General features: G+C 38.6%; 18 protein-coding genes. 9 read left to right on the forward strand and 9 right to left on the reverse strand.

Translation table 11 applies throughout. The features are described from left to right. Positions 1–585, reverse strand: a complete 585-nt coding sequence (locus NQ163_RS05050; RefSeq protein WP_268189190.1) for an HAD family hydrolase — start codon at positions 583–585, stop codon at positions 1–3. 320 nt (positions 586–905) lie between these two features. Here NQ163_RS05050 and NQ163_RS05055 point away from each other — a divergent pair, with 320 nt between their 5' ends. The 7 genes from NQ163_RS05055 to NQ163_RS05085 all read left to right on the forward strand — a co-directional run bounded on the left by NQ163_RS05055 (position 906) and on the right by NQ163_RS05085 (position 12,123). Beyond that, positions 906–1,268 carry a hypothetical protein gene (locus NQ163_RS05055; RefSeq protein WP_268189191.1) on the forward strand — a complete coding sequence of 121 codons (363 nt, stop codon included), beginning with the start codon at positions 906–908 and terminating at the stop codon, positions 1,266–1,268. 259 nt (positions 1,269–1,527) lie between these two features. After that, complete coding sequence (gene hcp, locus NQ163_RS05060) at positions 1,528–3,174, forward strand: hydroxylamine reductase (RefSeq protein WP_268189192.1); 1,647 nt, start codon at positions 1,528–1,530, stop codon at positions 3,172–3,174. A 178-nt stretch (positions 3,175–3,352) separates the two neighbouring features. Continuing rightward, positions 3,353–4,882: a PepSY-associated TM helix domain-containing protein gene (locus NQ163_RS05065; protein WP_268189193.1), complete on the forward strand. Its 1,530-nt coding sequence runs from the start codon at positions 3,353–3,355 to the stop codon at positions 4,880–4,882. Positions 4,883–5,159: 277 nt separating this feature from the next. Further along, positions 5,160–6,035 (forward strand): ABC transporter ATP-binding protein, encoded by an 876-nt coding sequence (locus NQ163_RS05070; protein ID WP_268189194.1) that lies wholly within the window; start codon positions 5,160–5,162, stop codon positions 6,033–6,035. Positions 6,036–6,037: 2 nt separating this feature from the next. Then, on the forward strand, positions 6,038–9,742 hold the full coding sequence (locus NQ163_RS05075; RefSeq protein WP_268189195.1) for an ABC transporter permease/M1 family aminopeptidase: 3,705 nt from the start codon (positions 6,038–6,040) through the stop codon (positions 9,740–9,742). Positions 9,743–10,132: 390 nt separating this feature from the next. Beyond that, complete coding sequence (locus NQ163_RS05080) at positions 10,133–11,179, forward strand: nucleoid-associated protein (RefSeq protein WP_268189196.1); 1,047 nt, start codon at positions 10,133–10,135, stop codon at positions 11,177–11,179. A 662-nt stretch (positions 11,180–11,841) separates the two neighbouring features. Then, a complete protein-coding gene (locus NQ163_RS05085) occupies positions 11,842–12,123 on the forward strand; it encodes a hypothetical protein (RefSeq protein ID WP_268189197.1) in 282 nt (93 codons plus the stop codon). An 11-nt stretch (positions 12,124–12,134) separates the two neighbouring features. Here NQ163_RS05085 and NQ163_RS05090 read toward each other — a convergent pair whose 3' ends face one another. Together NQ163_RS05090 and NQ163_RS05095 are read right to left on the reverse strand one after the other, a co-directional pair. Beyond that, a complete protein-coding gene (locus tag NQ163_RS05090) occupies positions 12,135–13,112 on the reverse strand; it encodes a transglutaminase domain-containing protein (RefSeq protein WP_268189198.1) in 978 nt (325 codons plus the stop codon). A gap of 551 nt (positions 13,113–13,663) precedes the next feature. Next, positions 13,664–14,791 (reverse strand): M14 family metallopeptidase, encoded by a 1,128-nt coding sequence (locus tag NQ163_RS05095; protein ID WP_120240459.1) that lies wholly within the window; start codon positions 14,789–14,791, stop codon positions 13,664–13,666. Positions 14,792–15,119: 328 nt separating this feature from the next. On the opposite strand from NQ163_RS05095, the gene mltG reads away from it, so the two are divergent. Next, entirely contained in the window at positions 15,120–16,190 is a 1,071-nt protein-coding gene (gene mltG / locus NQ163_RS05100; protein WP_268189199.1) for an endolytic transglycosylase MltG, read from the forward strand. Positions 16,191–16,296: 106 nt separating this feature from the next. On the opposite strand, the gene murB is transcribed toward mltG, so the two are convergent. The 4 genes from murB to NQ163_RS05120 form a co-directional block, all read right to left on the reverse strand. Further along, entirely contained in the window at positions 16,297–17,310 is a 1,014-nt protein-coding gene (murB, locus tag NQ163_RS05105) for a UDP-N-acetylmuramate dehydrogenase (RefSeq protein ID WP_268189200.1), read from the reverse strand. A 94-nt stretch (positions 17,311–17,404) separates the two neighbouring features. Further along, positions 17,405–18,433 (reverse strand): threonine aldolase family protein, encoded by a 1,029-nt coding sequence (locus NQ163_RS05110; protein ID WP_268189201.1) that lies wholly within the window; start codon positions 18,431–18,433, stop codon positions 17,405–17,407. 78 nt (positions 18,434–18,511) lie between these two features. After that, positions 18,512–19,060, reverse strand: coding sequence for a hypothetical protein (locus NQ163_RS05115; protein ID WP_268189202.1), 549 nt, complete (start codon positions 19,058–19,060; stop codon positions 18,512–18,514). A gap of 9 nt (positions 19,061–19,069) precedes the next feature. After that, positions 19,070–19,399: a hypothetical protein gene (locus tag NQ163_RS05120; protein WP_268189203.1), complete on the reverse strand. Its 330-nt coding sequence runs from the start codon at positions 19,397–19,399 to the stop codon at positions 19,070–19,072. A 104-nt stretch (positions 19,400–19,503) separates the two neighbouring features. Between NQ163_RS05120 and NQ163_RS05125 the strand changes: the two genes are divergently transcribed. Further along, a complete protein-coding gene (locus NQ163_RS05125; RefSeq protein ID WP_268189204.1) occupies positions 19,504–20,376 on the forward strand; it encodes a metallophosphoesterase family protein in 873 nt (290 codons plus the stop codon). Positions 20,377–20,443: 67 nt separating this feature from the next. On the opposite strand, the gene NQ163_RS05130 is transcribed toward NQ163_RS05125, so the two are convergent. After that, positions 20,444–22,453 carry a glycoside hydrolase family 97 protein gene (locus NQ163_RS05130; RefSeq protein ID WP_268189205.1) on the reverse strand — a complete coding sequence of 670 codons (2,010 nt, stop codon included), beginning with the start codon at positions 22,451–22,453 and terminating at the stop codon, positions 20,444–20,446. A gap of 54 nt (positions 22,454–22,507) precedes the next feature. Beyond that, positions 22,508–24,778, reverse strand: coding sequence for a glycoside hydrolase family 3 N-terminal domain-containing protein (locus NQ163_RS05135; protein WP_268189206.1), 2,271 nt, complete (start codon positions 24,776–24,778; stop codon positions 22,508–22,510). Between the last annotated feature and the right edge of the window lie 81 nt (positions 24,779–24,859).

The following is a 24,859-nucleotide window of genomic DNA, read 5'->3' on the forward strand; positions in this document are numbered from 1 at the left end:
TTAGTAATATGGAGTAACATCAGTAACCATCATACCTGCTTTTTCTGCAGCTTGTATTCCTAATAGTCCATCCTCAAATACCTGGCAGAATTTAGGATCTACTCCCATTAACTCGGCACATTTCAAAAAGGTTTCTGGCTCTGGCTTATGATTGTTTACATCATCAGCACTAACCAAAATAGGGATGTACTTATCCAAGCCAAGAATCTCCATCGTTTCTTGAGCAATATTCCTTTTGCCTCCTGTGCCCACTGCCATTGGAATTTGCTTGTGGTATTTATAAACCAAGTCAGTTACAGGTTTAATTTCAGTTATCTTATGCATCTCCTTTGCAAAAAAATCTTCTTTAATAACAGAGAATTCCTGCGGATCAATAGAATGGTTGTATTCTTTATTCAGTTTTTCAATAATTTTAGATGATGGCATCCCTGCACAAGCAGATAACCATTCAAACGAGTAGGTAACCCCCATTATTTCTGCGGCTTTTTTCCATGCTTCAAAATGTAATGGCATGGTGTCAGCAAGTGTACCATCTAAATCAAAAATTAAGGCTTTTGTATCGGTATATATATTTATCGATTTCATATTCATTCTCTTAATAGGTTCAACTTCACAAGTTATTCGATTTATTATATCTTCCAATTTAATAATTAACAATATTAGTTCAGGTCCGATATAAAAGAATGCGCAAATTATTAATTATTTCTTAATTAATGCCAAGCTTAACTTTATAATTTATAAATGCTTTGAGTAAATTGATGCGACTTGCTTAAGATGTGAATTATATTGATTTTCGGTTTGTTGAATTCTTTTATTTTTTCTAATTTTCTATAGATTTGTAAAACATTTTGCGAAAGCATGCGTTTGAAGTAATGTCTACATTATTAGAATTAAAAGTGAGGTTTATGAAGGTTGTACAAAGAAGTTTGATTCTATTATTCGTTTTATTTAGTGTTTCAGTAAGCGCAAAAAAAATGTCGGAAGCCGAAAAGAGAGCCGACCTTATTACCAAGTGGATGACAAAAAAACTGGAACTAAGTTCTGATCAGGTTTTAAAAATTCAAGTGTTAAATTTGGAGTGTGAGCAAGAAATTGATCGACTTACAAACGAAAAGGCAGGCTTTTCATGCATGCAAGCAGTACGCGATAGTTTGCTTCAAAAAGAGCTTAACTTCAAAGAAATTTTAACAGATACTCAATTGGCCAGTTATAAAAAGTCGAAGTGTGAGTTAAAAGAGAAGCTCAAAAAAATGTTTAAAAGACTCTAGCGTTTAAATAATATATCCCCCATTCCCAATCGAAGTTCGATTGGGTTTTTTTATCTCAAAAATCTTGTAAAAAGAAAAAAAGATAAAAAAATCTGAAATATTTTAGTGTTTGTAACATCCGTTACACTTTTTACATACTCAATGTCGGATATTTGTAATGTCAAAAGGTGATAAGGCATGGCGAAAATAAATTCTTTTACTCCCTTTTGATTTTGTAAATTGAATAAACCGAAAATAAATAACACTAAAAAATACGATTATGAGCATGTTTTGTTATCAATGTCAGGAAGCAGCAAAGGGAACAGGCTGTACAATTAAAGGTGTTTGTGGTAAGACCGATGAGGTTGCAAACATTCAGGATCTATTGATGTATGTAATGAAAGGAATTTCATTGTACAGTGTAAAAGCTCGCGAAGCTGGTGTTGAAAATGAGAAAGTAAACAACTTCATCATGAATGGATTGTTTATGACGATCACTAACGCAAACTTCGATAAAGTAAAATTCGTTGAAGCAATTCGAAACGGATTAAAATTAAGAGAAGAAATTAAAAAGCAAGCTGAAGAAGCTGGAGTTTCTTTTGGCGATCTTCACCACTCTGCAACATGGTTTGCTGATTCAGAAAATGATTTTGATGCAAAAGCTCGCGTAGTTGGTATTTTAGCTACAGAAAATGAAGATGTACGTTCTTTACGTGAACTTTTAACATACGGTTTGAAAGGTTTTGCTGCTTACGTTGAGCATGCGTATAACCTAGGTTTCGAAAAAGCTGAAATGTATGCATTCATGCAAGAAGCTTTGGTAGCAACTACCGATGATACTCTTTCTGCTGACGATTTAGTAGGATTAGTAATGAAGTGTGGTGCCAATGGTGTTACTGCAATGGCTACTTTGGATGAAGCAAATACATCTGCTTATGGTAATCCAGAAGTAACAGAAGTTAACATTGGTGTTAGCAACAAGCCAGGTATCTTGATTTCAGGTCACGACTTGAAAGATATGGAAGAGTTGTTGAAGCAAACCGAAGGAACTGGGGTTGATGTTTACACTCACTCAGAAATGTTGCCTGCTAACTACTATCCGGCATTTAAAAAGTATGAGCACTTTGTAGGTAACTACGGTAATGCATGGTGGAAGCAGAATGAAGAGTTCGAAACTTTTAACGGACCAATTTTGTTTACAACCAACTGTATTGTTCCTCCTAAAGAGAACTCAACTTACAAAGATAAAGTATACACTACAGGTGCATCAGGTTTCCCAGGATTCAAGCACATTGCTGCTGATGAAAACGGAAAGAAAGATTTCTCTGAAATTATTGAAGTAGCTAAAGGTTGTGCTGCTCCAACTGAAATTGAAAAAGGAAAGATTGTTGGTGGTTTCGCTCACAACCAGGTAATGCAAGTGGCTGATAAAGTTGTTGACGCTGTGAAATCAGGAGCTATTCGTAAGTTCTTTGTTATGGCAGGTTGCGACGGTAGAATGAAAGGTCGTGATTACTATACTGAATTTGCTTCTAAGTTGCCACAAGATACTGTAATCTTAACTGCAGGTTGTGCCAAGTATCGTTACAACAAGCTTGAGCTTGGCGATATTGGAGGTATTCCACGTGTATTGGATGCAGGTCAGTGTAACGACTCTTACTCTTTGGCAGTTATCGCATTGAAATTGAAGGAAGTATTTGAATTGAACGATATCAACGAGCTTCCAATTGCTTACAACATTGCATGGTACGAGCAAAAGGCAGTAATCGTATTGCTAGCGCTTCTTCACCTGGGTGTTAAGAACATCCATTTAGGACCTACATTGCCAGCATTCTTATCGCCAAACGTAGCTAAAGTTTTAGTTGATACATTCGGAATTGCTGGAATTGGTACTGTAGACGAAGACATGAAAATGTTCTTGAACTAGTATAAGTTTGAATTGATATAGCTTGCGCCCCATGTGTGGTTTGAAGAGAGAGAGTTTGTGTGGGGCGCATTTTTTTATAATCCGTAAAGGATTAGCCGAATTTTAGGGTTAAAGTAAAAAATGTCTGATTGAATAATTATTGTTCTTTCGGACTTTTTTTTGTTATTATCTTCATCGTATGGCTAAAAGCAAAACAATACAGTTTCTAAAAAAATATCACAAGTGGCCATCATTGCTGCTTACTCTGTTTATTATCCTGTTTTCCATTTCAGGGATTATCATGAACCACCGCCCACTGTTTTCTTCTTGCGATGTAAATCGTAAGTATCTGGGATCGGAATATCAGTATAAAAACTGGAACAAAGCTGCCGTGAAATCAGCAATTCATTTAGGTGATAAGGCATCCTTGATATATGGAAATATTGGGGTTTGGAAAAGTTCTGACAATTTTAAATCCTTCTCTGATTTTAATTCTGGTTTCCCTGAAGGAATTGATAATCGAAAGGTGGAGAAAATCATTCAAACCAAATCAGGAGAACTGTTGGCAGGAACACTTTTTGGCCTTTATCAACACAAGAATAATGAATGGAACAAGCTTGAACTTCCGGTGAAGGAGGAGAGAGTTGTTGATTTTATGGAAATTGGCGAAGAGCTCTACATCTTAACTCGAAGTAATCTGCTAAAGAAAGTTGATGATACCTTCGAAATTGTAAAGATTCCAGCCAGTAAGGATTACGATGGAAAAACAAGCCTGTTTAAAACCCTATGGGAGATTCATAGTGGCGAGGCTTTTGGCATACTGGGAAAGTTGTTTGTTGATTTTATTGGCTTGATATTTCTCTTTCTGTGCTTTAGTGGTTTGGTTTACTTCTTTTTTCCCGATTGGATCAAAAGAATCAAGAAAAAAGGAGGGATTACCAAAAGAAAAATCAGCTTTTTAAAATTCAACTTGAAGTGGCACAACCATTTTGGGAATTGGTTAATTGTATTTCTCATTTTAACCACCCTTACCGGAATGTTTCTTCGTCCTCCACTGTTAATTGCCATTGCCCATAGTCGTGTGGATAAGATTCCATTTACTCATCTCGATAATCCAAACCCCTGGTACGATCAGTTGCGAAGAGTTCTTTACGATGAGGACCTGAACAGAGTGATGCTGGCAACCAATGAAGGCATTTATTATAGCGATAACCTGTTTGAAACTGCTCCCGAAAGATTTGAGCATCAACCTCCGGTTTCGGTAATGGGTGTGAATGTGCTCGAAAAGGTGGGTGAAGACCAATATTTGCTAGGTTCGTTTAGTGGTATTTTTTATTGGATGCCCGAAAGAAATATGATCTTTGATTACATTACCAAACGCCCGCATGTGCCAGTTCGCAGAATGGGACCACCCATTGCCGCACATCCTATTGCTGGTTATTTAAAAGATAAAGATGGAAAAGAGATTCTTTTCGATTACAATTTGGGTGCAGGCAATTTAAGTGATGATACCGGATTTGCCAGCATGCCGGCAGAGATACAGGAGAGCCCCATGTCCTTGTGGAATCTTTGTTTGGAAGTACATACCGGCCGTATCTACCAATACATTTTTGGGAAAATGTACATCCTTTTTATTCCAATTGCCGGACTTACAATTTTGTGGATTCTAATTGTGGGATACCTGTTGTTTAGAAAGCAAAGAAAAGTTCAGACTTCGAAAACGAAATAGAAGTTAAGTGTTTTATGTGCTAATAATGAGGTGTGAATAGAACGTAATAAGTTGTTGGCTACCTACTCAATGCAATTCCATTTTCTACTAATTTATCTATAAATATCTTTTTTATGGACAATATTTAAAGTGTAAAAACTCAATTTCATCGCAATAAAAAGGTCTTTGTCGAATTTTTATGAATCATTAGACAGAAGAAGATTGTTCTCGCTTAACATTATATATATTTGTCTTCACTCAAATGGTATCATAATACAATTACTTAAATTTTAGATGAATGGAATTAACTATTGAGAATTTAACAAAGACATACAGCAATGGTGTTAAGGCATTGAATAATGTTAATATTAAAATTGGTACAGGAATGTTCGGTTTGTTAGGACCTAACGGAGCAGGAAAGTCAACTTTGATGCGTACAATTGCCACTCTTCAGGAAGGTGACAGTGGTTGTATTTTGTTTGATGGTACAAATATCATGGAAAACAAAATGGTGTTGCGTAATGCATTGGGATATTTGCCACAAAGTTTTGGAGTTTATCCTAAAATGTCGGCCGAAGATTTATTGATGCATTTTGCCGAATTGAAAGGCATTTCGAACAAACAAGAGCGCAAAGAGATTGTTGATGCTGTGCTTGAACAAACCAACTTGACTGAAGCAAGAAAGAAAAATGTTGCTGGCTATTCAGGAGGTATGAAACAACGTTTTGGTATTGCCCAACTTTTGCTTAACAACCCGAAACTGATTATTGTAGATGAGCCAACCGCGGGACTTGATCCGGCAGAGCGCAGTCGATTCTTGAACGTATTGCGTGAGATTGGTACCAACCATATTGTTATTTTTTCAACACACATTGTAGAGGACGTAAAGGAGTTATGTACCGATATGGCCATAATGAATGGCGGAACCATTCTAACACATAAAACCCCAAAGCAATCGGTAGAAGAGTTGCAAGGTAAAATGTGGACCAAATGTATTGAGCGTTCTGCTTTAAACGAGCACAAGGAGAAATTTGATATTCTTTCCAGTCGATTCAACGATGACAATAGCATGAATATAAATGTATATTCAGAAACGCAGCCTGATGAGTTGTTTACACCAAAGGAAGCGGATCTTGAAGATGTATATTTTGTTACACTTAAAGCATCGAATTAATCATGGGCAAGTTTAATACATTATTTAAGTTTGAGTTAAAATACTGGCTCAAAAACCCAGCTACTTACATCTATTCAGCGGTGCTTTTGGTTATATCAACTTTGGTTATGGCCGGTAGTTTAGGGGTATTCGATTCTAGTACAGCTACTGTAGCATCGGTTCGCCTGGCCAATTCCCCTATTGCTTTGTTCAATAGTTTTGGCATCCTTACTTTGGGGTATTTTCTATTGCCTTCCATTGTTGGAGGTTCTGTAAATAGAGATTTTAGTTCCGAAATGCACTCTATTTTATATTCTTACCCATTTAAGAAATCGGAATACATTCCTGCCAAATTCCTAAGTTCTATTGTGGTTACTTTGGCCATATTCTTAATATTTGGTTTGGGGTTTATGATTGCGCCATTACTGCCTGGGGTTAACCCGGAATTACTTGGTCCATTCAGACCATTGGCATTTTTACAGATCTATGGCATGGTAATTTTGCCAAACATACTTCTGTTTGGAGCCATAGTGTTTAGCGTAATTACTTTCACAAGAAACTTAGGTGCAGGTTTCATTACCATGATTGTGCTGTTTTTTGTACAGGGTATTTCAGATAATTACATGAGCCAGTTGGATAGTAAAACATTGGCAGCACTATTGGATCCTTTCGGAGCATCGGCCATTCAGAATGCAACTGAATATTGGAATGTGGCAGAGCGTAATACAAACCTGCTGCCAATGGATGGTTTGGTTCTAATCAACAGAATCATTTGGATATCGGTATCATTATTGATTTTCTCGCTTACCTACTACAAGTTTCAGTTTACCCAGAATGCCTTGAGTTTCCGTTGGTTCTCCAAAAAGAGCGCAGTAGTTACAAAAGATAATTTCAATAACCTAAGGGATATCAACCTTCCAAAGGTAAACATTGACAATAGTTTCAACTGGAACATCAAGCTGATGTGGAGCATTTCGAAATTGAATTTTAAATTCATCATTAAATCGGTTCCATTTATGGTTATGGTGGCAGTGGGAATACTGTTCATGGTAATAGGTCACAATACCACCATGAATCTATTTGGTACAACCACCTATTCTACTACCTGGAAAATGTTGTTGATTCCAAGCTCCATGTTCAAATTGTTCATTCTCTTGATTACCTTTTTGTATTCGGGAATGTTGGTGCAGCGCGAGCGCAGAGCAAAAATGTTTGAACTGGTAGATGTTACACATACCCCAAACTGGGTTCAGTATTTCTCTAAGTTTATTGCCTTAATCAAGATGCAGGTGGTATTGCTATTGGTAGTGATGGCAACTTGTATTGTAATTCAGCTTTCCGAGGGATACTACGACATTGAGCCAATACATTATCTTACTGAGCTCTTCCTGTTTATGCTTCCATCTTACATTGTTTGGGCAGGATTATCCTTATTTGTTCAGTCGCTGTTTGCAAACTTCTACATTGGCTTTTTTATTCTATTCATCTTTTCAATTATCAGTCCTTTTGTATCGAAAATTGGAATTGAGCAAAACATATTTAAATTTAATGCAGGACCTTCAGTCAATTATTCTGATATGGATGGATATGGCAGGGGAGTAGCTGCCTTCATGTTTTACCGACTTTACTGGCTATTGTTCTCTTCATCTTTATTGATTTTAGGTTTGGCCATTTGGCGCCGAGGCGTTAGAGAAACCATTAAGATTCGTTTCCGAAGAGCAAAGGAAAACTTAAGTCGTGGGCTCTATGTTTCATTGGCAGTTTGTGTTATAGGTTTCATTGCCATTGGCTCGTACATTTATTGGTTCGATAATGTTTTTAACGAATACAAATCGGCAAAACAAAGGGAGTTGGATAGAGTAGAATATGAGAAAACTTATTCGAAGTATTACAACATTCCTCAACCTCGTATTGTGGATGCCAGGATTGATGTTGATTTATACCCTGAAACCAAAGATTTAAAAGTTAAAGGGGATTATATCTTGAAGAACAAGAGCAATGAAGCTATTGACTCTATTCATATCAATTACCAATACAAGAATACTACAGTTAGCTTTTCACGAAAGGCTGAATTGATGAGTAAGGATACCGTATTCCAGTACAATATCTACAAGTTAGAGAAGCCTTTAATGCCGGGAGATTCTATGCAAATGCATTTTACATTGAGCAATCAGGAAAATCACTTCTTAGAGTACAATTCTCCTGTAATTGCTAACGGAACCTTCTTTAATAATGGTAGTTTTCCAAGCTTTGGTTATTCTCGCTCGGGTGAGTTAACCGATAACACGGTGCGTAAGAAATACGACTTGCCAAAACGCGATAGAATGGCAGCTCCTACCGATACGTCGGCATTAGGAAATACTTACATTTCGGAATGTGCCGATTGGGTGAATTTTGAAACCACAGTAAGTACTTCTGCCGATCAGATTGCAATTGCTCCGGGGTACTTGCAAGACAAGAGAGTAGAAGGCGATAGAGCTTATTACCATTACAAGATGGACGCTCCAATTCTGAATTTCTATTCATGGGTATCAGGAAAATATGAAGTGTATACCGATAAGTATAAGGATATCAATATTGAAATCTATTATCACAAAGGGCACGATTACAATATTGCCGATATGGTTGAAGCGGTGAAAGCTTCGCTTAAATATTATGGCGAAAACTATTCTCCTTACCAGCACAAACAGGTTCGCATTATCGAATTTCCTAGAACTTACGGAACTTTTGCTCAGTCGTTCCCAAATACCATTCCATTCTCCGAAGCCATTGGTTTCATTGCAAAAGAGGATAAGTCGAAAGAGGGAGCCGTAAACTATGCATACCATGTTACCGCTCACGAAATGGCGCATCAGTGGTGGGCACACCAGGTTATTGGTGCAAATGTTCAGGGAGCAACTTTAATGTCGGAAAGTTTGTCGGAATACTCGGCAATTAAGGTGTTAGAGCAGAAATATCCTAAGAACAAAATCCGCAAGTTCATGAAAGAAGAGCTGAATGGATATTTGAGAGGAAGAGGTTCTGAGCAGGTGAAAGAACAGCCTTTAATGTATAACGAAAATCAACAATACATTCACTACAATAAGGGTGCAATTGCCATGTATGCCATTTCCGATTATATGGGAGAAAACAACTTGAACCAAGCGCTTAGCGAGTATGTTAGCGATGTTGCTTTCCAGGAGCCTCCATACACTACATCTTTAGAGTTTATTGATGTAATGAAACAACACATGCCTGATAGTATGGACTATGTGATTACTGATATGCTTGAAACCATTACTCTTTTCGATAATAAGGTGGATAGTGCTTACGTATCGAAAACCGAAGATGGTAAGTATAAGGTTGATTTTGTTGTTGAGGCTCAGAAGTACAGGGTGATCAATACCAAGAACGAAGAAAATAAAGAGCTTTCGAGTGACGATTCATCGGTTACCATCTCTATAAATACAAAGAAAAGAGAGGATGATAAGCAATACATCGATATGAATGATTGGATCGATTTGGCCATTTTTGTTGAAGACGAAAACAAGGAAGAACAAGAGATTCTATTCAAGAAAGTTCACATTACTGCGAAAGAAAATAAGTTCTCGTTTATTGTTGATAAGAAGCCACATAGTGTTGGTATTGATCCTTATCACAAATTAATCGACAGAAAAACAGCAGATAATACTGAGAAGTTTAAGGAGAAGAAAGAGAATTCTTCTGCCAAAGACAAGTCGGTATCATAGGCTGTAAAAAATAAAGTGCTTAAAAGCTATTCCGTAAAGGGATAGCTTTTTTTTTGAAAGTTATATAAGTGTAACTAAAGTAGGTAACGGTACTCTGTACCTATACTTTCATTTAATCATTGGATCTATAAATATTCTGGTGCTCCGCACCTCAGGTAATGGTTAATTTTAATTCATGAGTAAAGCAGCAGAGCTGCCTAATATTTATAGTTTATCATGTAGGTGTATATGCAGGTGCAGAGCACCGTAAGCTTCATTTTTATTGGTAATTTATGAGGCATTATACCTATAACTGATTGGAGTAATTAATTTCTACAGCCTCTGCTTTAAGAAATCATTCAATATTTAACGAAAGTGCGTATCTTTGTCAGGTTCTTAAAATAGTACCATATGTTTAATTTTGAAGAGATAAACCTTGACCGCATTGTAGTTCACAGTGTTGGAAATAAACACCTTGAAGAGGATCTAAAACTTTCTAAATCGGAAATTGATATTGATGATGATGATGTTAGAGATGTATTGCTAAAGTATTTTCTTTCAGCCTTTAACAAGGAGGAATTCTACCATTTCCAAAACGAGGCCGGCATAAACATGAACGAAGTATACTGTTATGCTTCTGAATTTTTTGAGAACAACGAAAGCTTTTACGATCAATCTACCAATATTGCGGTTCATTTGTACGAGAAATCGAACCACCCAAATATTAAAGGAGGTGAGTTTTACCTGGTTGCCTTTTCGGGATGTGTTGTTGATGGTGAAGTTTGCGATGCATTGGGGATTTTCAAATCGGAAAACAAAGACACTTTTCTAAAGGTATACCAGAAGAATGAAAACTTTGAATTGGGTTGTGAGAATGGAATCAATATCAAGAAATTAGATAAAGGTTGCCTGATTTTTAATACCGAAAAAGAGAAAGGCTATAAGGTTTGTATTGTCGATAAGACCAACCCGAACAAAGATGCTTTGTACTGGAAGGAAGATTTCTTGGATTTGAAACTTCGTGAGGATAACTTTTACCATACTCAGAATTACCTTGATATGTGTAAGGGCTTTATTGGCGATGTGTACAACGATGAGAATGAGGTGGCCAAAGCCGATCAGATTGATTTGATGAACAAGTCGATCAACTTTTTTAAGGACAAGAAAGAGTTTAACGAAGACCTGTTTAAGCAAGAAGTAATTGAAGAACCTGAGGTTGCCTCTGCTTTCGATGAGTACAAGGAATATTATCAGAACGATAGAGGAACCGCTGTTGAAACTGAATTTGATATTAGCAACGACGCCGTAAAAGGAGAACAGCGCTACTTTAAACATGTGCTAAAACTGGACAAGAACTTTCATGTTTACATTCACGGACAGCGCAAGTTTATTGAGAAAGGTTACGATGCAGCTCGCGATTTGAGCTACTATAAACTGTTCTTCCGCGAAGAAAACTAAGTAAAGACGCAAGGATTTGCGTCTGGATGTGAAAATAAATTGTTTGGTGTAACAATTTGAAAGATATTATTAGAAGCTTTCTCTTTCGGGGGAAGGCTTTTTTCTTTCCATTTAAAATAAAACACCAAATCGGATAGGTATCGGTACGCTGTACCTCTACCTTTGTGTCATTACGATATGATCTACAAATATTACGGTACTCCGTACCTTTGTAATGTTCAATTCTATTAACCTGAGTTCGATTTAAAATATCCGACACAGAAAATCATCTTCATCCAATCTTTACTTTAAAAGCTCTTCAAAATATCCCGATATTCCTTCGGAAATTTGAGATTATTTCTACTCAAAACCAGTGTAAACTGTGACAATATTTTAAACCGAACTCAGGTTATTAATGGGTAAAGCAGCAGAGCTGCGTAAGCTTTGTAGGTTAATAGTCTATAAGATTAGGAAGGTGCGGAGCACCGTAACTTTTATATTTGTTGTTGGAATTCTAAAGTTCGTCGATCTACGTCAATGATCTGCCTATGCACCTTTACCTATTGTAGTTGCAAGTTTAAGCAGTGCTGACGCTAGTTTATGACTTGTTGCTGGTACTTTAAGGCATTCCGATGGCGGCGCGATCATAAAGAACTGTCGGAATGCTATAGGCTAAGGCCGGAATGTCATTGGCTAAGGTCGGAAGGTCATTGGCTAAGGTCGGAAGGTCATTGGCTAAGGCCGGAAAGTCATTGGCTAAGGCCGGAAGGTCATTGGCTAAGGCCGGAAAGTCATTGGCTAAGGCCGGAAGGTCATTGGCTAAGGCCGGAAAGTCATTGGCTAAGGCCGGAAAGTCATTGGCTAAGGCCGGAAAGTCATTGGCTAAGGCCGGAAAGTCATTGGCTAAGGCCGGAAGGTCATTGGCTAAGGCCGGAAGGTCATTGGCTAAGGCCAACAAAAGATAGAAATGGAATATTTACTTCACATGTACCTTGTAACCAAGTGCTGGTACTCCATCAAAATAGATGATCAACTCATCTTTACCTTTTACATTCGGAAAAATGGTAAAACCAAGCATGTTTCCATTAGGATATGCCTTTACTTTTTGTCCATACTTCTCTTTCTTAAAATGGTAGGCCACTTTGGTATTGGGTGGTAGGTTTTGCAAAAGAAATTGAAGTCCGGAAGACTTTACAATGCTTACAATTCCATTTTGTGGAGCAATCAGCCTTATATTTTTGCCCAAAAAGGCTTTGAAAGGTATGGGCTGAGCCGCAAAGTCGGCATTGCTTTTTATTTTACTGGAAAGGAGCCATTTTTTATCATCGGGCAGATGTTTCATGGCAAATTCATCGGGATCAGAGGCGAAGTAAGCCGATGAAAATTCCTTGTTGAATTTCATTTTTGAATAATCCACCCATCCGGCAGCCCAGGTGGCATCAATCAATTGCCAGGAACCATTTATCTTTACCGCATTCCATGCGTGATTGGAAGGCAGGTTTTCCCGGCCTATTTCAGTAATCATTCTACGTGCAGTACCCGAAACAATTTCACATTCGATATTCATGTGGCGACACAAGTTCTGAAATAGGGTAGAGTAGCCCTCGCACAAAGCCTTGTGTCTTTTTAAAGTTTTTAGGGCCAAATCTTTACGGAATTGTTTCTTTTTGGCTTCCAACTCAGCTTGCGAACGATAGGAAAAGCGTACTCTTTGAGACTTTCCCAAAGCCTTGGTATCGTAGGCAACATGCAATGCAATCCAGGTATAGGCAGCTCTTGCTTTTTCCAAATCCGTTGAAAAATCGCGGGTGATTTTAAGGGCAAGCGCTTCGGTAGAAGAAAAGTTGGCAGGATATCCTCCAAGCACCTGATCGACTCTGCTTAAGTCTTGCGCTTTTGCCGAAGCAAGGGAAAAGAATAGGATAAGGCCCAGTATGTATTTGTATGATCTCATATTTTTCTGCTTTCTGTTTAAAAATATGAAAAAATGGAACAAGAATCGAGCCCGAAAAGTTAATGAAATCTAAAACCTAATATCGTACCTTTGGCACTTTTTATTATTTTCAATTGGCAACTACCATAATAACATTCCTTCGGGATATATTAGAGCCTTGTTAAAGGTGATAGTATGGTAGAATATAGTAAGGATAAAATCAAGCCCCGTAGGTGGCGATAATAAAGTTAAAGCAAGTAAGAAAGGGATATACAATGGTTATTACCAATTTTTTTGGAAGGTAATGTTATGCATAAAAACATTCATGATGAAATGTGAATCACCAATATAAATGTAAGTTTTCGTGATTGTGGAATTTTGTTATTATGTGAATATGGAACTGGAACTAAATATCAGTTCATCACTGTATTGTCCATTGAATTTTACCACTTTTCTACCTTTCCTCTATTCAAACTTTTCAAGACTTGCGGAAAATAAAAAAAGCCCACGCTCACGGAAGCTTGAGTATGGGCCTTTCGAGTAATATACTTAGAAGTATAGTCTTTAATATCTTATCTTAAGTGATCTACTACCTTCATAATTGGCTGAAGAACTGATTCTCCTAGTAAAATACTACGGTCTGGTGACCAACCACATTCAGGTTCTGGTAAATCATTATTGTCCTTAAATGGCATTTCGATTGTCAAAGATAAACATTTAAATCGTTCCCCAATGTGTTTTGAGCAGATTGCCAGGTTTCCTTTGCCAGGTTCGTTTTTCGGATAGCCGTGAGTGTCTTGAAAATCAGGACAAGTAGCCATCCAGGTGTCGATGAAATTTTCTGTTAAATTTTTTAATCTTTCATCGAATGATGGAATTCCTTCAATACCAGAAATAAAGTTGTAAGGCAATGCTTCATCGCCATGGATGTCAAGATTCAAATCGCAACCATACTCATCCATTAGGTTACGAACATGGAATACCTCTGGACTGTCTTCGATGCTAGGCTCTGCCCACTCTCGGTTGTAGTTGAATCCTTTGGTGTTTACACGAAGGTTACCCGCAATACTACCGTCGATATTCATGTTAGGAACAATGTAGAAAACCGCTTTGTTTAGCAATGTTCTGGCAACAGGATCATCTTCATCCAATAGTTTGCCCAATAAGCCTTGCATGAACCATTCTGCCATACTTTCACCAGGATGCTGACGAGCAATTACCCAAATTTTCTTTTTGTTTTCATCTGGCTCACCAACAATTAGCATATCAATGTCTTTGCCTTCAACGGTTTTACCAATTGATACCAATTCACATTCCTGCGACATTTGAGCATTGTGAACCAAATCCAAATGCTGCTCATAAGTGTAAGGAGCGAAGTAAGCATAGTAAACCGAGTTGAATTCTGGTGTATGCTCAATGCTTAACTCTTTACCATCGAAAAAGGTTGGAACTCTAAACCAGTACTCACGATCGTAAGAAGCAACCGCATAATACTCCTGGTATCCTTCAGGATAAGAAGCTTCGCTTGCATTCTGAATGGTCATTTTTACAGCTTGTTCCTGCATTCCTGTTAAGCGGAAATGGAACCACTGGAAATGTTCTGAGTTTGTATCGTTTGGAATTCGCAACTGAATGTTTTGTGGATCAAGAGCTTCAATCACCTCTATTTTACCACTATCGAAATTCGATGAAATGTTCATGTGTGTAAGTTTAAAATTGTGTGATTCAAATATAACAATTATCAATTAGCAGTGAACAGTTATCAGTGAACAATTAACAGAGAACTGTAAACAGTAATCAGTATAAAAAAGTTGGGGCAATTCATTCCTTTAAAATTGTTGATAACACATTCTTGTGGATACAAGGGAATGCTTTGGATTTTCCAATATTGTATGTAATTGGTGTAGAGACAGCATTAATGCTGTCTTTGCGAAATGTTATAAAAAGATGTAATAATAGAAACTATTACAAATGATTTATTTTTCTTTTATTTTTGCGAACTTAGCATGTATAATCAAACCCTAAGCAATGATAAATTTTTTGCGATTAAATAACATTCGTTCTAAAACATTAAGAATATTCCTGATTTCTGTGATGCTGATCTTGATAGTAGCAGGAGTCATTCTCTTTAATCTTTACACCAGAATCTTCTCTTCAAATATCGACTTAAAAGGAGAGAGCACTGCGTATTTGTATATCCCGGGTTCAGCAAATCAAGAACAGGTAATTGCTTTATTGGAAGAGCAGGAGTGGGTGAAAAATTCCAACTCTTTAAAATGGGTAATGGACAAGAAGAATTTTTCTCATCACATTCATAGCGGTCGTTATTTGATTAAAGATAAAATGAGCAATAACGATCTGGTAAATTTACTAAGATCGGGTGTACAGGTTCCCATCCAATTGACCTTTAACAACACCAGAACCCTTGAGGATTTTGCTGGGAAAATTGCCAGGCAAATAGAAGCTGATTCCGTTAGCTTGTTGACCGCTTTGCGCGATGAGAAGCTGATTGCAAAATATGGTTTTAAACCGGAAACTGTAATTGGTATGTTTATTCCTAATACTTACCAGTTGTACTGGGATACCGATAGTCGTGCTTTTATGGACAGGATGTATAAAGAGTATTCGAGATTCTGGAATGCCGATAGATTAAAGAAGGCTGAAAAGGTTGGGTTATCGCCTGTAGAAGTCAGTACTTTGGCTTCCATTGTTGATGAGGAAACCATTAAGAACGATGAGAAGGCCCGCGTAGCTGGGGTTTACATGAATCGATTGAATCGTAGAATAAAGCTGGATGCCGATCCTACTTTGAAATTTGCTTTGGGTGATTTTAGCATCAAAAGGGTACTGAACAAGCACAAAAGAATAGATTCTCCTTACAATACTTACAAGTACAGAGGATTGCCTCCGGGACCCATCCGTCAATCTTCCATTTCGGGATTAAATGCGGTACTGAACTATGAAAAGCACAAGTATATTTATTTCTGTGCCAATCCCGATTTTTCGGGTTATCATGTTTTTGCACGCACACTCCGCGAACACAATCGCAATGCCCGAAAATATCAGAATGAGTTGAATCGAAGAAGGATTATGAAGTAGGGAATAAATAAAGTCTACAAGTCAAGGGGTGACTAATTTGCATCTTGTACATAGTCATCCCCTGACTTATAAAATAAAATATCTTAGCGTTCTTTACGTGAAGTCTTTATATGGCATTTACTTCCATTTCCAGCTTCACACCAAACTTAAACATTACCGATTTGCGAATGTCATTGGCCAGCTTCAAAATGTCGTTGCCATTGGCATTGCCATAGTTTACCAATACCAAAGCCTGATCTTTGTGAACTCCCGCATCGCCAAAGCGTTTGCCTTTCCAGTCGCATTGCTCAATTAACCAACCGGCAGCCAGTTTGGTTTCCGAATCACTTACTTCGTAGCTTGGCATGTTTTCGTATTGCGCTTTTAGTTTGTCGGCTTTCTCCTTATCCACAACCGGATTTTTGAAAAAACTACCAGCATTACCCAACTCCTCAGGATCGGGCAACTTGCTTTCGCGGATTTTAATAATTACCTCACGAATGTTTTTCAGATTCACTTCCTTATAAGCTTCCAGTTCTTTTTGTATTGCACCGTAATGGATTTTGAAGTCAGCCTTCTTTTTCAATCGGAACTGTACATGAGTAATGATGAAGAGGTTCTTGTATTCGTTCTTGAAAACAGAATTGCGGTAACCGAACTCACAGCGTGCATTGCTGAAAATCACAGCATCTTTGGATTCGATAGAGATGGCTTCCACATTCTCTATTACTTCTTTTGCCTCAACACCATAAGCACCGATGTTTTGTACTGGAGAAGCACCAATTTTACCTGGAATCAAGGATAGATTCTCGATGCCATAAAGGTCATTGTTAACTGCCCATCCAACAAATTCATCCCACTCTTCGTTACAACCTACTCGCAACAATACCGAATCTTCATCTTCATCAAGCAATTCAATGCCTGTAATGTTTGGATGAAGTACCAAACCATCAAAATCTTCGGTAAAGAGAAGGTTGCTTCCACCTCCTAAAATAATGTATTGGGTATCTACGATATCATTCTTCTTCAGGAAATCCTGTATTTCTTCTTCGGTTTCGAATTCGAAGAAATATTTGGCTTTAGCCTCAATGCCGAATGTATTGTGTTTTTTTAGAGAGTAATTTTCTAATAGTTGTGCCATTTAAAAGCAATTAATAATTAGTAATTAATAATTAACAATGGGCAGAATTGTAAATTATATTATCGCTTGATGTTTTCTTGCTAAGAATGGTGGTTTATGCCAATTCTTGTTTTAAAAGATCCACAAAGCCTAGAATGTCTTCTTTGGTGGTATCAAAAGAACATAGCCAACGTACTTCACCTGCATGTTCATCCCAAATCCAGAAGAAATATTCTTCCTGAAGTTTTTCAATTTTATCTTTAGGAATCAATGCCCAAATTCCATTGGTTTGTACCTCTTGAGTAATGGTAACCTGTGGAATTTTTTCCACTTCATCTTTAAGAAGTTTGGCCATTGCATTGGCATGACGGGCTGTCTTTAACCAAAGTTCATTGGTAAGCATTGCATCGAACTGCGCGCCAATGTATCTCATTTTTGAGCAAAGTTGCATGCTTTGTTTGCGAATGTACTTGGCATTCTTCGATAAGTCAGGATTGAAGAAGATCACTGCTTCACCAAGCATCATTCCATTTTTGGTTCCTCCAAAACTTAGCACATCAATTCCTGCATGGGTAGTAATTTCTTTTACATCAACATCCAAACTAACTACGGCATTTGCCAGTCGAGCACCATCCATATGTACATACATATCATGCTCGTGTGCCAAATCGCAAATGGCTTTCACCTCTTCAGGTGTGTAAACTGTTCCCAACTCGGTACATTGAGTAATCGAAATTACTTTAGGCTGAGAATGATGTTCGAAACCAAAACCATGCAATTGAGGTTTGATTAATTCCGGAGTCAATTTTCCGTTTGGTGTATCGATTGGGATTACTTTGCAACCGGTGAATTTATCAGGAGCACCACATTCATCAACTTGAATATGCGCAGTTGCCGGACAAAGAATAGAGTTGTAGGATTGCGTTAAAACCGATAAACCAATTACGTTGGCGCCTGTGCCATTAAAGGCAAAATAAACATCAATATTCTCACCGAATAAGTGTTTGAATTTCTCAATGGCCGATGCAGTATAGTGATCGCCACCATATGCCATTACATGTCCTTGGTTCGCTTCGTTTATTGCTTCTAAAACTTCAGGCAGAACACCAGAAAAGTTATCACTTGCAAATCCTCTCTTGTTCATTTTGTTTGACTTTTGATTGAAAACGTAAAAGTAAGTTTTCTTATCAAGAACATCATTCAAAAAAGATAAAAAATGGGACTAATTATTTAGAAGGTTTTTAATTTTATCAATGATTAGCTGGCTTTTGTGAGACTGGCTTTCCCCCTGATCCATAAATTGGATTTTGCCTTCCTTGTCTAACAAGAAAACATAGCACAATTTCTTGTCTTTTACTCCAAAGTAGGAGTAATAATCGGAAAGAGGTCCATAGTATGTCATCACATTTTTATGCATGGATGGAACAATTCCCTTTCTCATTCCAGTGTCAATGTAATTGGATATCCAGGAATAAAAGTTGCTAATCATGGGGATTTCAATGAACCGGAATTCGTCGTACATGCTGAACTCTTTCAGTACTGGTTTGGTCCAGCTGTCGATTTGTGGTTGGGTTCCTCTTTTAAAAGCAACAATCAGTAAAGAAACTTTTCCCTTGCAATGATCTGGCAAACTGATTTCCTTGGACGAAAGCAATTCTCCATTCATGGTAGGGAATTTATCTCCAATTTCAAGTTTCTTTACCGTTTGGGCACCCAGGTTCGAGCACAAAAAAGCAAAAAGGAATAAAGATGATAATGTGAACTTTAGCATAAAATCGTTTTAGCTGTAATAATCCTGCAATAGTTTCATGGTGTTGTTGAGACATTTTTCATGATCTATTTTAGGATCATCTTTTAAATAGGTTTTAACTGCCTTAACCAGATTTATTATTAATTCATATTCCTTGCTTTTCTTCAGGAAGTTTTCAGGTTTACCAATGTAATTCCCGGGACTATCTTCTACGATAGGAGCAATATTGACCCATTTTTTAGTAATTGTAAAAGTAATTTTTGCTTTTGGTTCGATATCAGAACTACCAAGAACAACATCCCCATCACGATTTAGCTTCCAAAAATAATCTTTGGTATTTTTAAGTAATTTTTCAAGCATAAATAAAAGTTTTAAGAGATTCTACATAAAAATAGTTGAGACTTTTTTAATTTATAAAAATTATAGAACTTTTGCCCCTCAATTGATATTTAATTTTTCAATAAATGATTCGAGATATTTCAAGCGGGAAGCTAATGATTGTGTCTGATTTGCATGGTAATGGCTATGATTTTAGACAAGTTTTGAAGACCTATCAGCAACTAAAGAAGAAAGGGAAGGCTGATTATCTGGTGTTTTTGGGAGATTTGATACATGCTTATCCTGGAAAACAGAAAGATGAATCGCTTGAAATGATCGAAGAGTTGATGGACTTAAGAGCCAATCAACCAGATAGTGATGTAATATGCCTGCTTGGGAACCATGAGTTTGTGCACATTTATCACATTCCTTTGGCGAAAGGTCCTTTGGAGTTTACTTCCTGGTTCGAATATCGAATTCAAAAATGCAGAGAAGTGGTGATTGAATTCTTGATGAATATGCCGCTGATGTTGCGAACAAAGGGGGGAGTTTTAATAAACCATACGGGAGCTTCGAATCGTTACGGAGCAGATGAGAAATTCGATTTGAATTACTTGAAGAATTTCAATCATCGAAATGAATTCACGAAGCATATTGAGAGCATTAAAAAGTACGATCCTCAAATTGGTTCGGAATTTATGCACACCGAAAAGGGAGATTATTTGTGGGATATTTTAATGAATGGAAATGAGAAACAGTACAAGGAGGAGTACGATGTAATGGTGTCTCAAATACTCGATTTACTGAGCGAGGATAGAAAAGAAAATCCTTTGCAAACTCTGGTGGCTGGTCATATTGGTGTGGATTATGGGGCTGAAATGGTAGGGGAGAAACAGTTGAGAATTTGTTCAAGCGCAGGTTGCTTGCGCGATCTGGAGAAAAAAATCCTATTGATCTCAGCTGATAAGGAGTATAGCGATTCGGAAGCGCTTTTGAATCGATGCTTCGATTTGTTTTAAAAGAAAATCCCCATCTCAAAAAGAGGCGGGGATTCCAGTGGTGAGTTGTCTACCTTTCGATTTGGCATTATTCACCTTTTGCAATAAAGTGGATTGCAAGTCCTCCACCGGCTGCTAGCCAAGCAGTTAATTTATCTTCACTTGTTACTTCTTTTTCAGATATTTTTATGGAGTAAGGATTTGTTTTCCAATCGGCATTTTGCCCATCCTGGTAGCTTACTGCCAGGTATGTTTTACCTGCTTCCAGAAAGCTTAACGGAATGGATACCTCTCTTGCAGTTTCATTGCTGATGCTACCCAAAAACCAATCGCTGCTATGCCTGTCCTTGCGTGCTATGGAAATGAATTCACCTGGATCTCCCTTCAGGGCGATTGATTTCTCCCAGTCCACAGGAACCTCTTTTATGAATTGAAAAGCAGGTTGATTTTTGTAATTCTCCACCAAATCGGCAGCCATTTGCACCGGGCTGTAGATTACCACATACAAGGCCAGTTGTTTTGCCAGGGTGGTATTTACCCTTTTGTTTGTAATGCCATACTTCTCGTAGGTTAGGCCGAAAATTCCCGGGGTAAAATCCATGGGACCAGCCAGCAATCGGGTGAAAGGGAGTATGGTAGTGTGTGCGGGACTGTTGTTTACCGCTGACCATGGAGCATTGAACTCCTGGCCCAGGGCACCCTCTCTCGATAAAAAGTTTGGATAGGTACGGCGCAAACCTGTTGGTTTTACTGGCTCGTGTGCGATGATGCAGATCTCATGTTCGGCAGCTTTTTTCACTACTCTCTGGTAGTGGTTCACCATCCATTGTCCCTGGTGATACTGCCCATTTTTGATTGGCCCCACATAACCGGTTTTGATATTTTTTACATTGTGCTTGCTGTAGAATTGCAAAGCAGAATCGAGTTGCGATTCGTAGTTTTCCACATGCCCAGAGGTTTCGTGATGACCAATGATCTGTACCTTTTTCGATTTTCCATATTGGGAAAGCTGTGGCAGATCAAAATCAGGATAGGTTTGGGTATAGGTCCATTCTCCAAATTTTTTCCAGTCGGGATTCCAGCCCTCCACCAGAACTCCTTCGAACTGGTTGGCCGCAGCAAAGTCGATAATTTCTTTGGTGTTTTTGGTAGTGGCTCCATGTTTCGGACCTGTGAACCAGGTTTGCTGGCCCAGGTGCATGCCCCACCAGATGCCCATGTATTTCATGGGTTTTATCCAGCTTGTGTTTGTTAATTTGTTAGGTTCATTCAGGTTGACAATGAGATGAGAATTGATCAGGTCTACTGCCTTTTCTCCAAGCTGAATGCTTCGCCAAGGCGATTGCAAGGTTTTGTTGGCTTTTACCTTTATGCCGTCGGGCCAGGGAACCAAATTGCACTCCAGTGAGAGCGTTTTGTCTTCACTGCGCTTTAAAGTCATGGATGCATAGTCGACCAGGCCTGCTTCATGAATGCTCAGGTAGTAGCCTTTGTCCGTCTTCATGGTGAAAGGAGTCTGTACCGAGTCTACTTCACTAACTTGTGAAGTTTGGTAAGCTTTCTCGTAGCTGTCGTAATCCACCGGAGTCCACCAGGATTGATTGTTATCGGCAAGGTTGAATTCTGTAATTTCATCTACAAGGAAAAGGCTGTCTATTCCTTCCTGAGGAGGAATTTGATATCGGAATCCCAGGCCATCATCAAACAAACGAAATTGGATTTTCATTTGCAGATGAGGAGCCTGAGTTTGTCGAAAGCTCAGGCACACATTGTTTGATTGTTCCTTAATGAATTGATCTTCTCCCCATACCGTTTCCCATAGGGTGTCGGTTGTACTGGTTTCAACAGCTTCAAGGGTGTAGTTGTTGGTTTGCTTTAGAATGTTTTGAAAGATCAGTCCCAGGTGGGAGTTGCGAATCAAAGTATCGCCACTGACAATTAGGTTGTAGAAGGGCTGGCCTTCGTGTTGCCCTACACTTACCATTAGTTTTTGATTAGGCGAAGTGAGGAGTACTTCCTGTTTTGGATGACATCCATATCCTAGAAATGCAAGTAAGACCAGGGAGGTGAGTAGTTGTTGTAGCTTCGGGCTTTTCATGAACGATTCTGTTTGAAATAAAACAGGGGGAATTGCTTCCCCCTTTGTCGATTTTTATTTCTCCGCGATGGGAGCTGTTTGGGTTAATGTGAATTGTGATTCTTGTACCTCTTGAGAGTTGGTCCCAATGAATACTTTGAAATCACCTTTTTCTACCCCATAGGACATGTCTTTTCTGTAGAAAGCCAGATCTTCAGCAGTAATGGTGAATTCTACTTCTACACTTTCTCCTTTCGGGATAAATACTTTTTTGAACCCTTTCAATTCTTTCACAGGGCGTGTTACACTACCAACCAAATCCTGGATGTATAGCTGAACAACCTCTTCACCGTCATATTTGCCAGTGTTGCTTACTTTCACCTTGGCAATAATCTGATCGTTGGCTCCCATTGTTGTTTTGTCAAGCTCCACAGCAGAATAGTCAAATGTGGTATAACTCAATCCGTAACCAAATGGATAAAGAGGAGAGTTCGGACAATCAAGATATTTGGACGTAAACTTCTGGTTAGGATCCATAGGACGACCCGTGTGCTTCATATTGTAATAGATTGGAATCTGACCCACGTTTCTTGGGAAAGTAACCGTTAGTTTTGCTGAAGGATTGTAATCTCCAAACAAAACATCAGCTACAGCTGGACCTGCCTGAACACCAAGATGCCATGCTTCCACAATTGCCGGAACATTGGCAGCTTCCCAGTCGATGGTTAAAGGACGACCATTCATCATCACCATCACTACAGGTTTACCGGTTTTCATGATTTCCTTTACCAATTCAGGTTGAACACCCGGTAATTCAAGGTCGGTACGACTGGCAGCTTCACCGCTCCAATCATGAGGTTCACCTACCATAAGAACAACAGCATCAGCTTCCTTGGCAGTAGCTACCGCATTGTCGAATCCGCTACGGTCGTCACCAAACAGTTTACACCCTTCGGCATATAGAATTTCAGTTTTTCTGGAAACCGCTTTTTCAACACCTTCCATTACAGTAACCGCTTTCTCCCATTTTCCGGCACCCGACCAGGTTCCTACCAAATCGCGTCTGTTCTTAACGTATGGTCCAATAAGAGCCAGTTTCTTGATGTTCTTGTCAAGCGGAAGAATTTGATCTTCGTTTTTCAACAGAACGATACTTCTCTTTGCCAATTCACGAGATGCCTTAATGAATTCAGGCTTCATTAATGTTTTCTTCGCTCTTTTTACATCGCTGTATTTGTAAGGATCTTCGAATAATCCCAGGCGATATTTCATTTTTAGGATCTGACGAACGGCTTCGTTGATACGAGAAGTCAGAACTTTACCCTCTTCAACAGAAGTTGGCAAGTAGTCGTTGAAAATACCACTTTGCATGTCCATATCAACACCTGCATTAATGGCTACTTCACCAGCTTCTTTTTCATCTTTCACATTACCATGTTCAGTCATTTCCATGATAGATGTGTAATCGGTTACCACGAATCCGTCGAAATGCCACTTCTTTCTTAATACATCATCAAGCAGGTATTCGTTACCCGTACAAGGAGTTCCATCCAATTCATTGAAAGAGGTCATGAAAGTGGCTACACCAGCATTTAAAGCGGCCTTGAATGGAGGCATGTAAGTGCCCCAAAGCTCACGATTTGAGATGTCTACAGTGTGATAGTCGCGTCCTGCCTGTGCTACGCCGTAAGCAGCATAATGCTTGGCACAGGCCAGCATGGTGTTGGTTTGGCTCAGGTCATCGCCCTGGAAACCGTGAACACGTGCTTTGGCAATTTCACATCCCAGGAAGATATCTTCCCCGGCACCTTCAGCAATTCGTCCCCAACGAGGATCACGTGCAATGTCTACCATTGGAGCAAAAGTCCAGTGTAAACCTTCTGATGTTGCCTCGATGGCTGCAATGCGAGCACTTTTTTCGATCCATTCAAGATCCCATGAACAGGCTTCAGCCAATGGGATCGGAAAGGTTGTCCAGTGACCGTGAATCACGTCGTATCCGAAAAGCAATGGAATACTTAAACGGGTATTCTCCATGTTTTCCTTTTGCAAGCGGTAGGTAAAGTCTGCGCTATAGGCATTAAAGATGGCACCTACTTTTCCTTTTTTCACATCCTCAACGTAATTGTTGTTGGTGATTGGTCCTGTTATGTCCCAGCTACTTGAGAACAGGGTAAGCTGTCCCAGTTTTTCCTCTAGTGTCATCTTTTGTAAAAGAGAATCCACAAAGGCTTCCATTTTAGTCTCTCTCTCCCAGGGAGCCGGTTTTTTGTTGACCTTCGCTGAAAGGGTCAAGGCTCCACTCATCACTAATCCTACTAGAAGTAATAAAGATTTTAGTCGCATTTAATTAATAGTTTTATAAATTATTTCATGTTTGAATAAGCGGGGCAAGCCGCCCCGTTTACTTAGTTTTAAAGTTGTTTT

The organism is Marinifilum sp. D737 (assembly GCF_026672275.1).
Lineage (GTDB): Bacteria > Bacteroidota > Bacteroidia > Bacteroidales > Marinifilaceae > Marinifilum.

Bases quoted from the DNA above. Each gene is read 5' to 3' on its own strand.
- NQ163_RS05095 (WP_120240459.1), bottom strand. From the start codon at position 14,791: ATGAACATTTCATCGAATTTCGATAGTGGTAAAATAGAGGTGATTGAA.
- NQ163_RS05130 (WP_268189205.1), bottom strand. From the start codon at position 22,453: ATGAAAAGCCCGAAGCTACAACAACTACTCACCTCCCTGGTCTTACTT.
- NQ163_RS05065 (WP_268189193.1), top strand. From the start codon at position 3,353: ATGGCTAAAAGCAAAACAATACAGTTTCTAAAAAAATATCACAAGTGG.
- NQ163_RS05120 (WP_268189203.1), bottom strand. From the start codon at position 19,399: ATGCTTGAAAAATTACTTAAAAATACCAAAGATTATTTTTGGAAGCTA.
- NQ163_RS05110 (WP_268189201.1), bottom strand. From the start codon at position 18,433: ATGAACAAGAGAGGATTTGCAAGTGATAACTTTTCTGGTGTTCTGCCT.
- NQ163_RS05075 (WP_268189195.1), top strand. From the start codon at position 6,038: ATGGGCAAGTTTAATACATTATTTAAGTTTGAGTTAAAATACTGGCTC.
- hcp (WP_268189192.1), top strand. From the start codon at position 1,528: ATGAGCATGTTTTGTTATCAATGTCAGGAAGCAGCAAAGGGAACAGGC.
- NQ163_RS05070 (WP_268189194.1), top strand. From the start codon at position 5,160: ATGGAATTAACTATTGAGAATTTAACAAAGACATACAGCAATGGTGTT.
- murB (WP_268189200.1), bottom strand. From the start codon at position 17,310: ATGGCACAACTATTAGAAAATTACTCTCTAAAAAAACACAATACATTC.
- NQ163_RS05050 (WP_268189190.1), bottom strand. From the start codon at position 585: ATGAAATCGATAAATATATATACCGATACAAAAGCCTTAATTTTTGAT.
- NQ163_RS05090 (WP_268189198.1), bottom strand. From the start codon at position 13,112: ATGAGATCATACAAATACATACTGGGCCTTATCCTATTCTTTTCCCTT.
- NQ163_RS05080 (WP_268189196.1), top strand. From the start codon at position 10,133: ATGTTTAATTTTGAAGAGATAAACCTTGACCGCATTGTAGTTCACAGT.
- NQ163_RS05125 (WP_268189204.1), top strand. From the start codon at position 19,504: ATGATTCGAGATATTTCAAGCGGGAAGCTAATGATTGTGTCTGATTTG.
- mltG (WP_268189199.1), top strand. From the start codon at position 15,120: ATGATAAATTTTTTGCGATTAAATAACATTCGTTCTAAAACATTAAGA.
- NQ163_RS05115 (WP_268189202.1), bottom strand. From the start codon at position 19,060: ATGCTAAAGTTCACATTATCATCTTTATTCCTTTTTGCTTTTTTGTGC.
- NQ163_RS05085 (WP_268189197.1), top strand. From the start codon at position 11,842: ATGTCATTGGCTAAGGTCGGAAGGTCATTGGCTAAGGTCGGAAGGTCA.
- NQ163_RS05055 (WP_268189191.1), top strand. From the start codon at position 906: ATGAAGGTTGTACAAAGAAGTTTGATTCTATTATTCGTTTTATTTAGT.
- NQ163_RS05135 (WP_268189206.1), bottom strand. From the start codon at position 24,778: ATGCGACTAAAATCTTTATTACTTCTAGTAGGATTAGTGATGAGTGGA.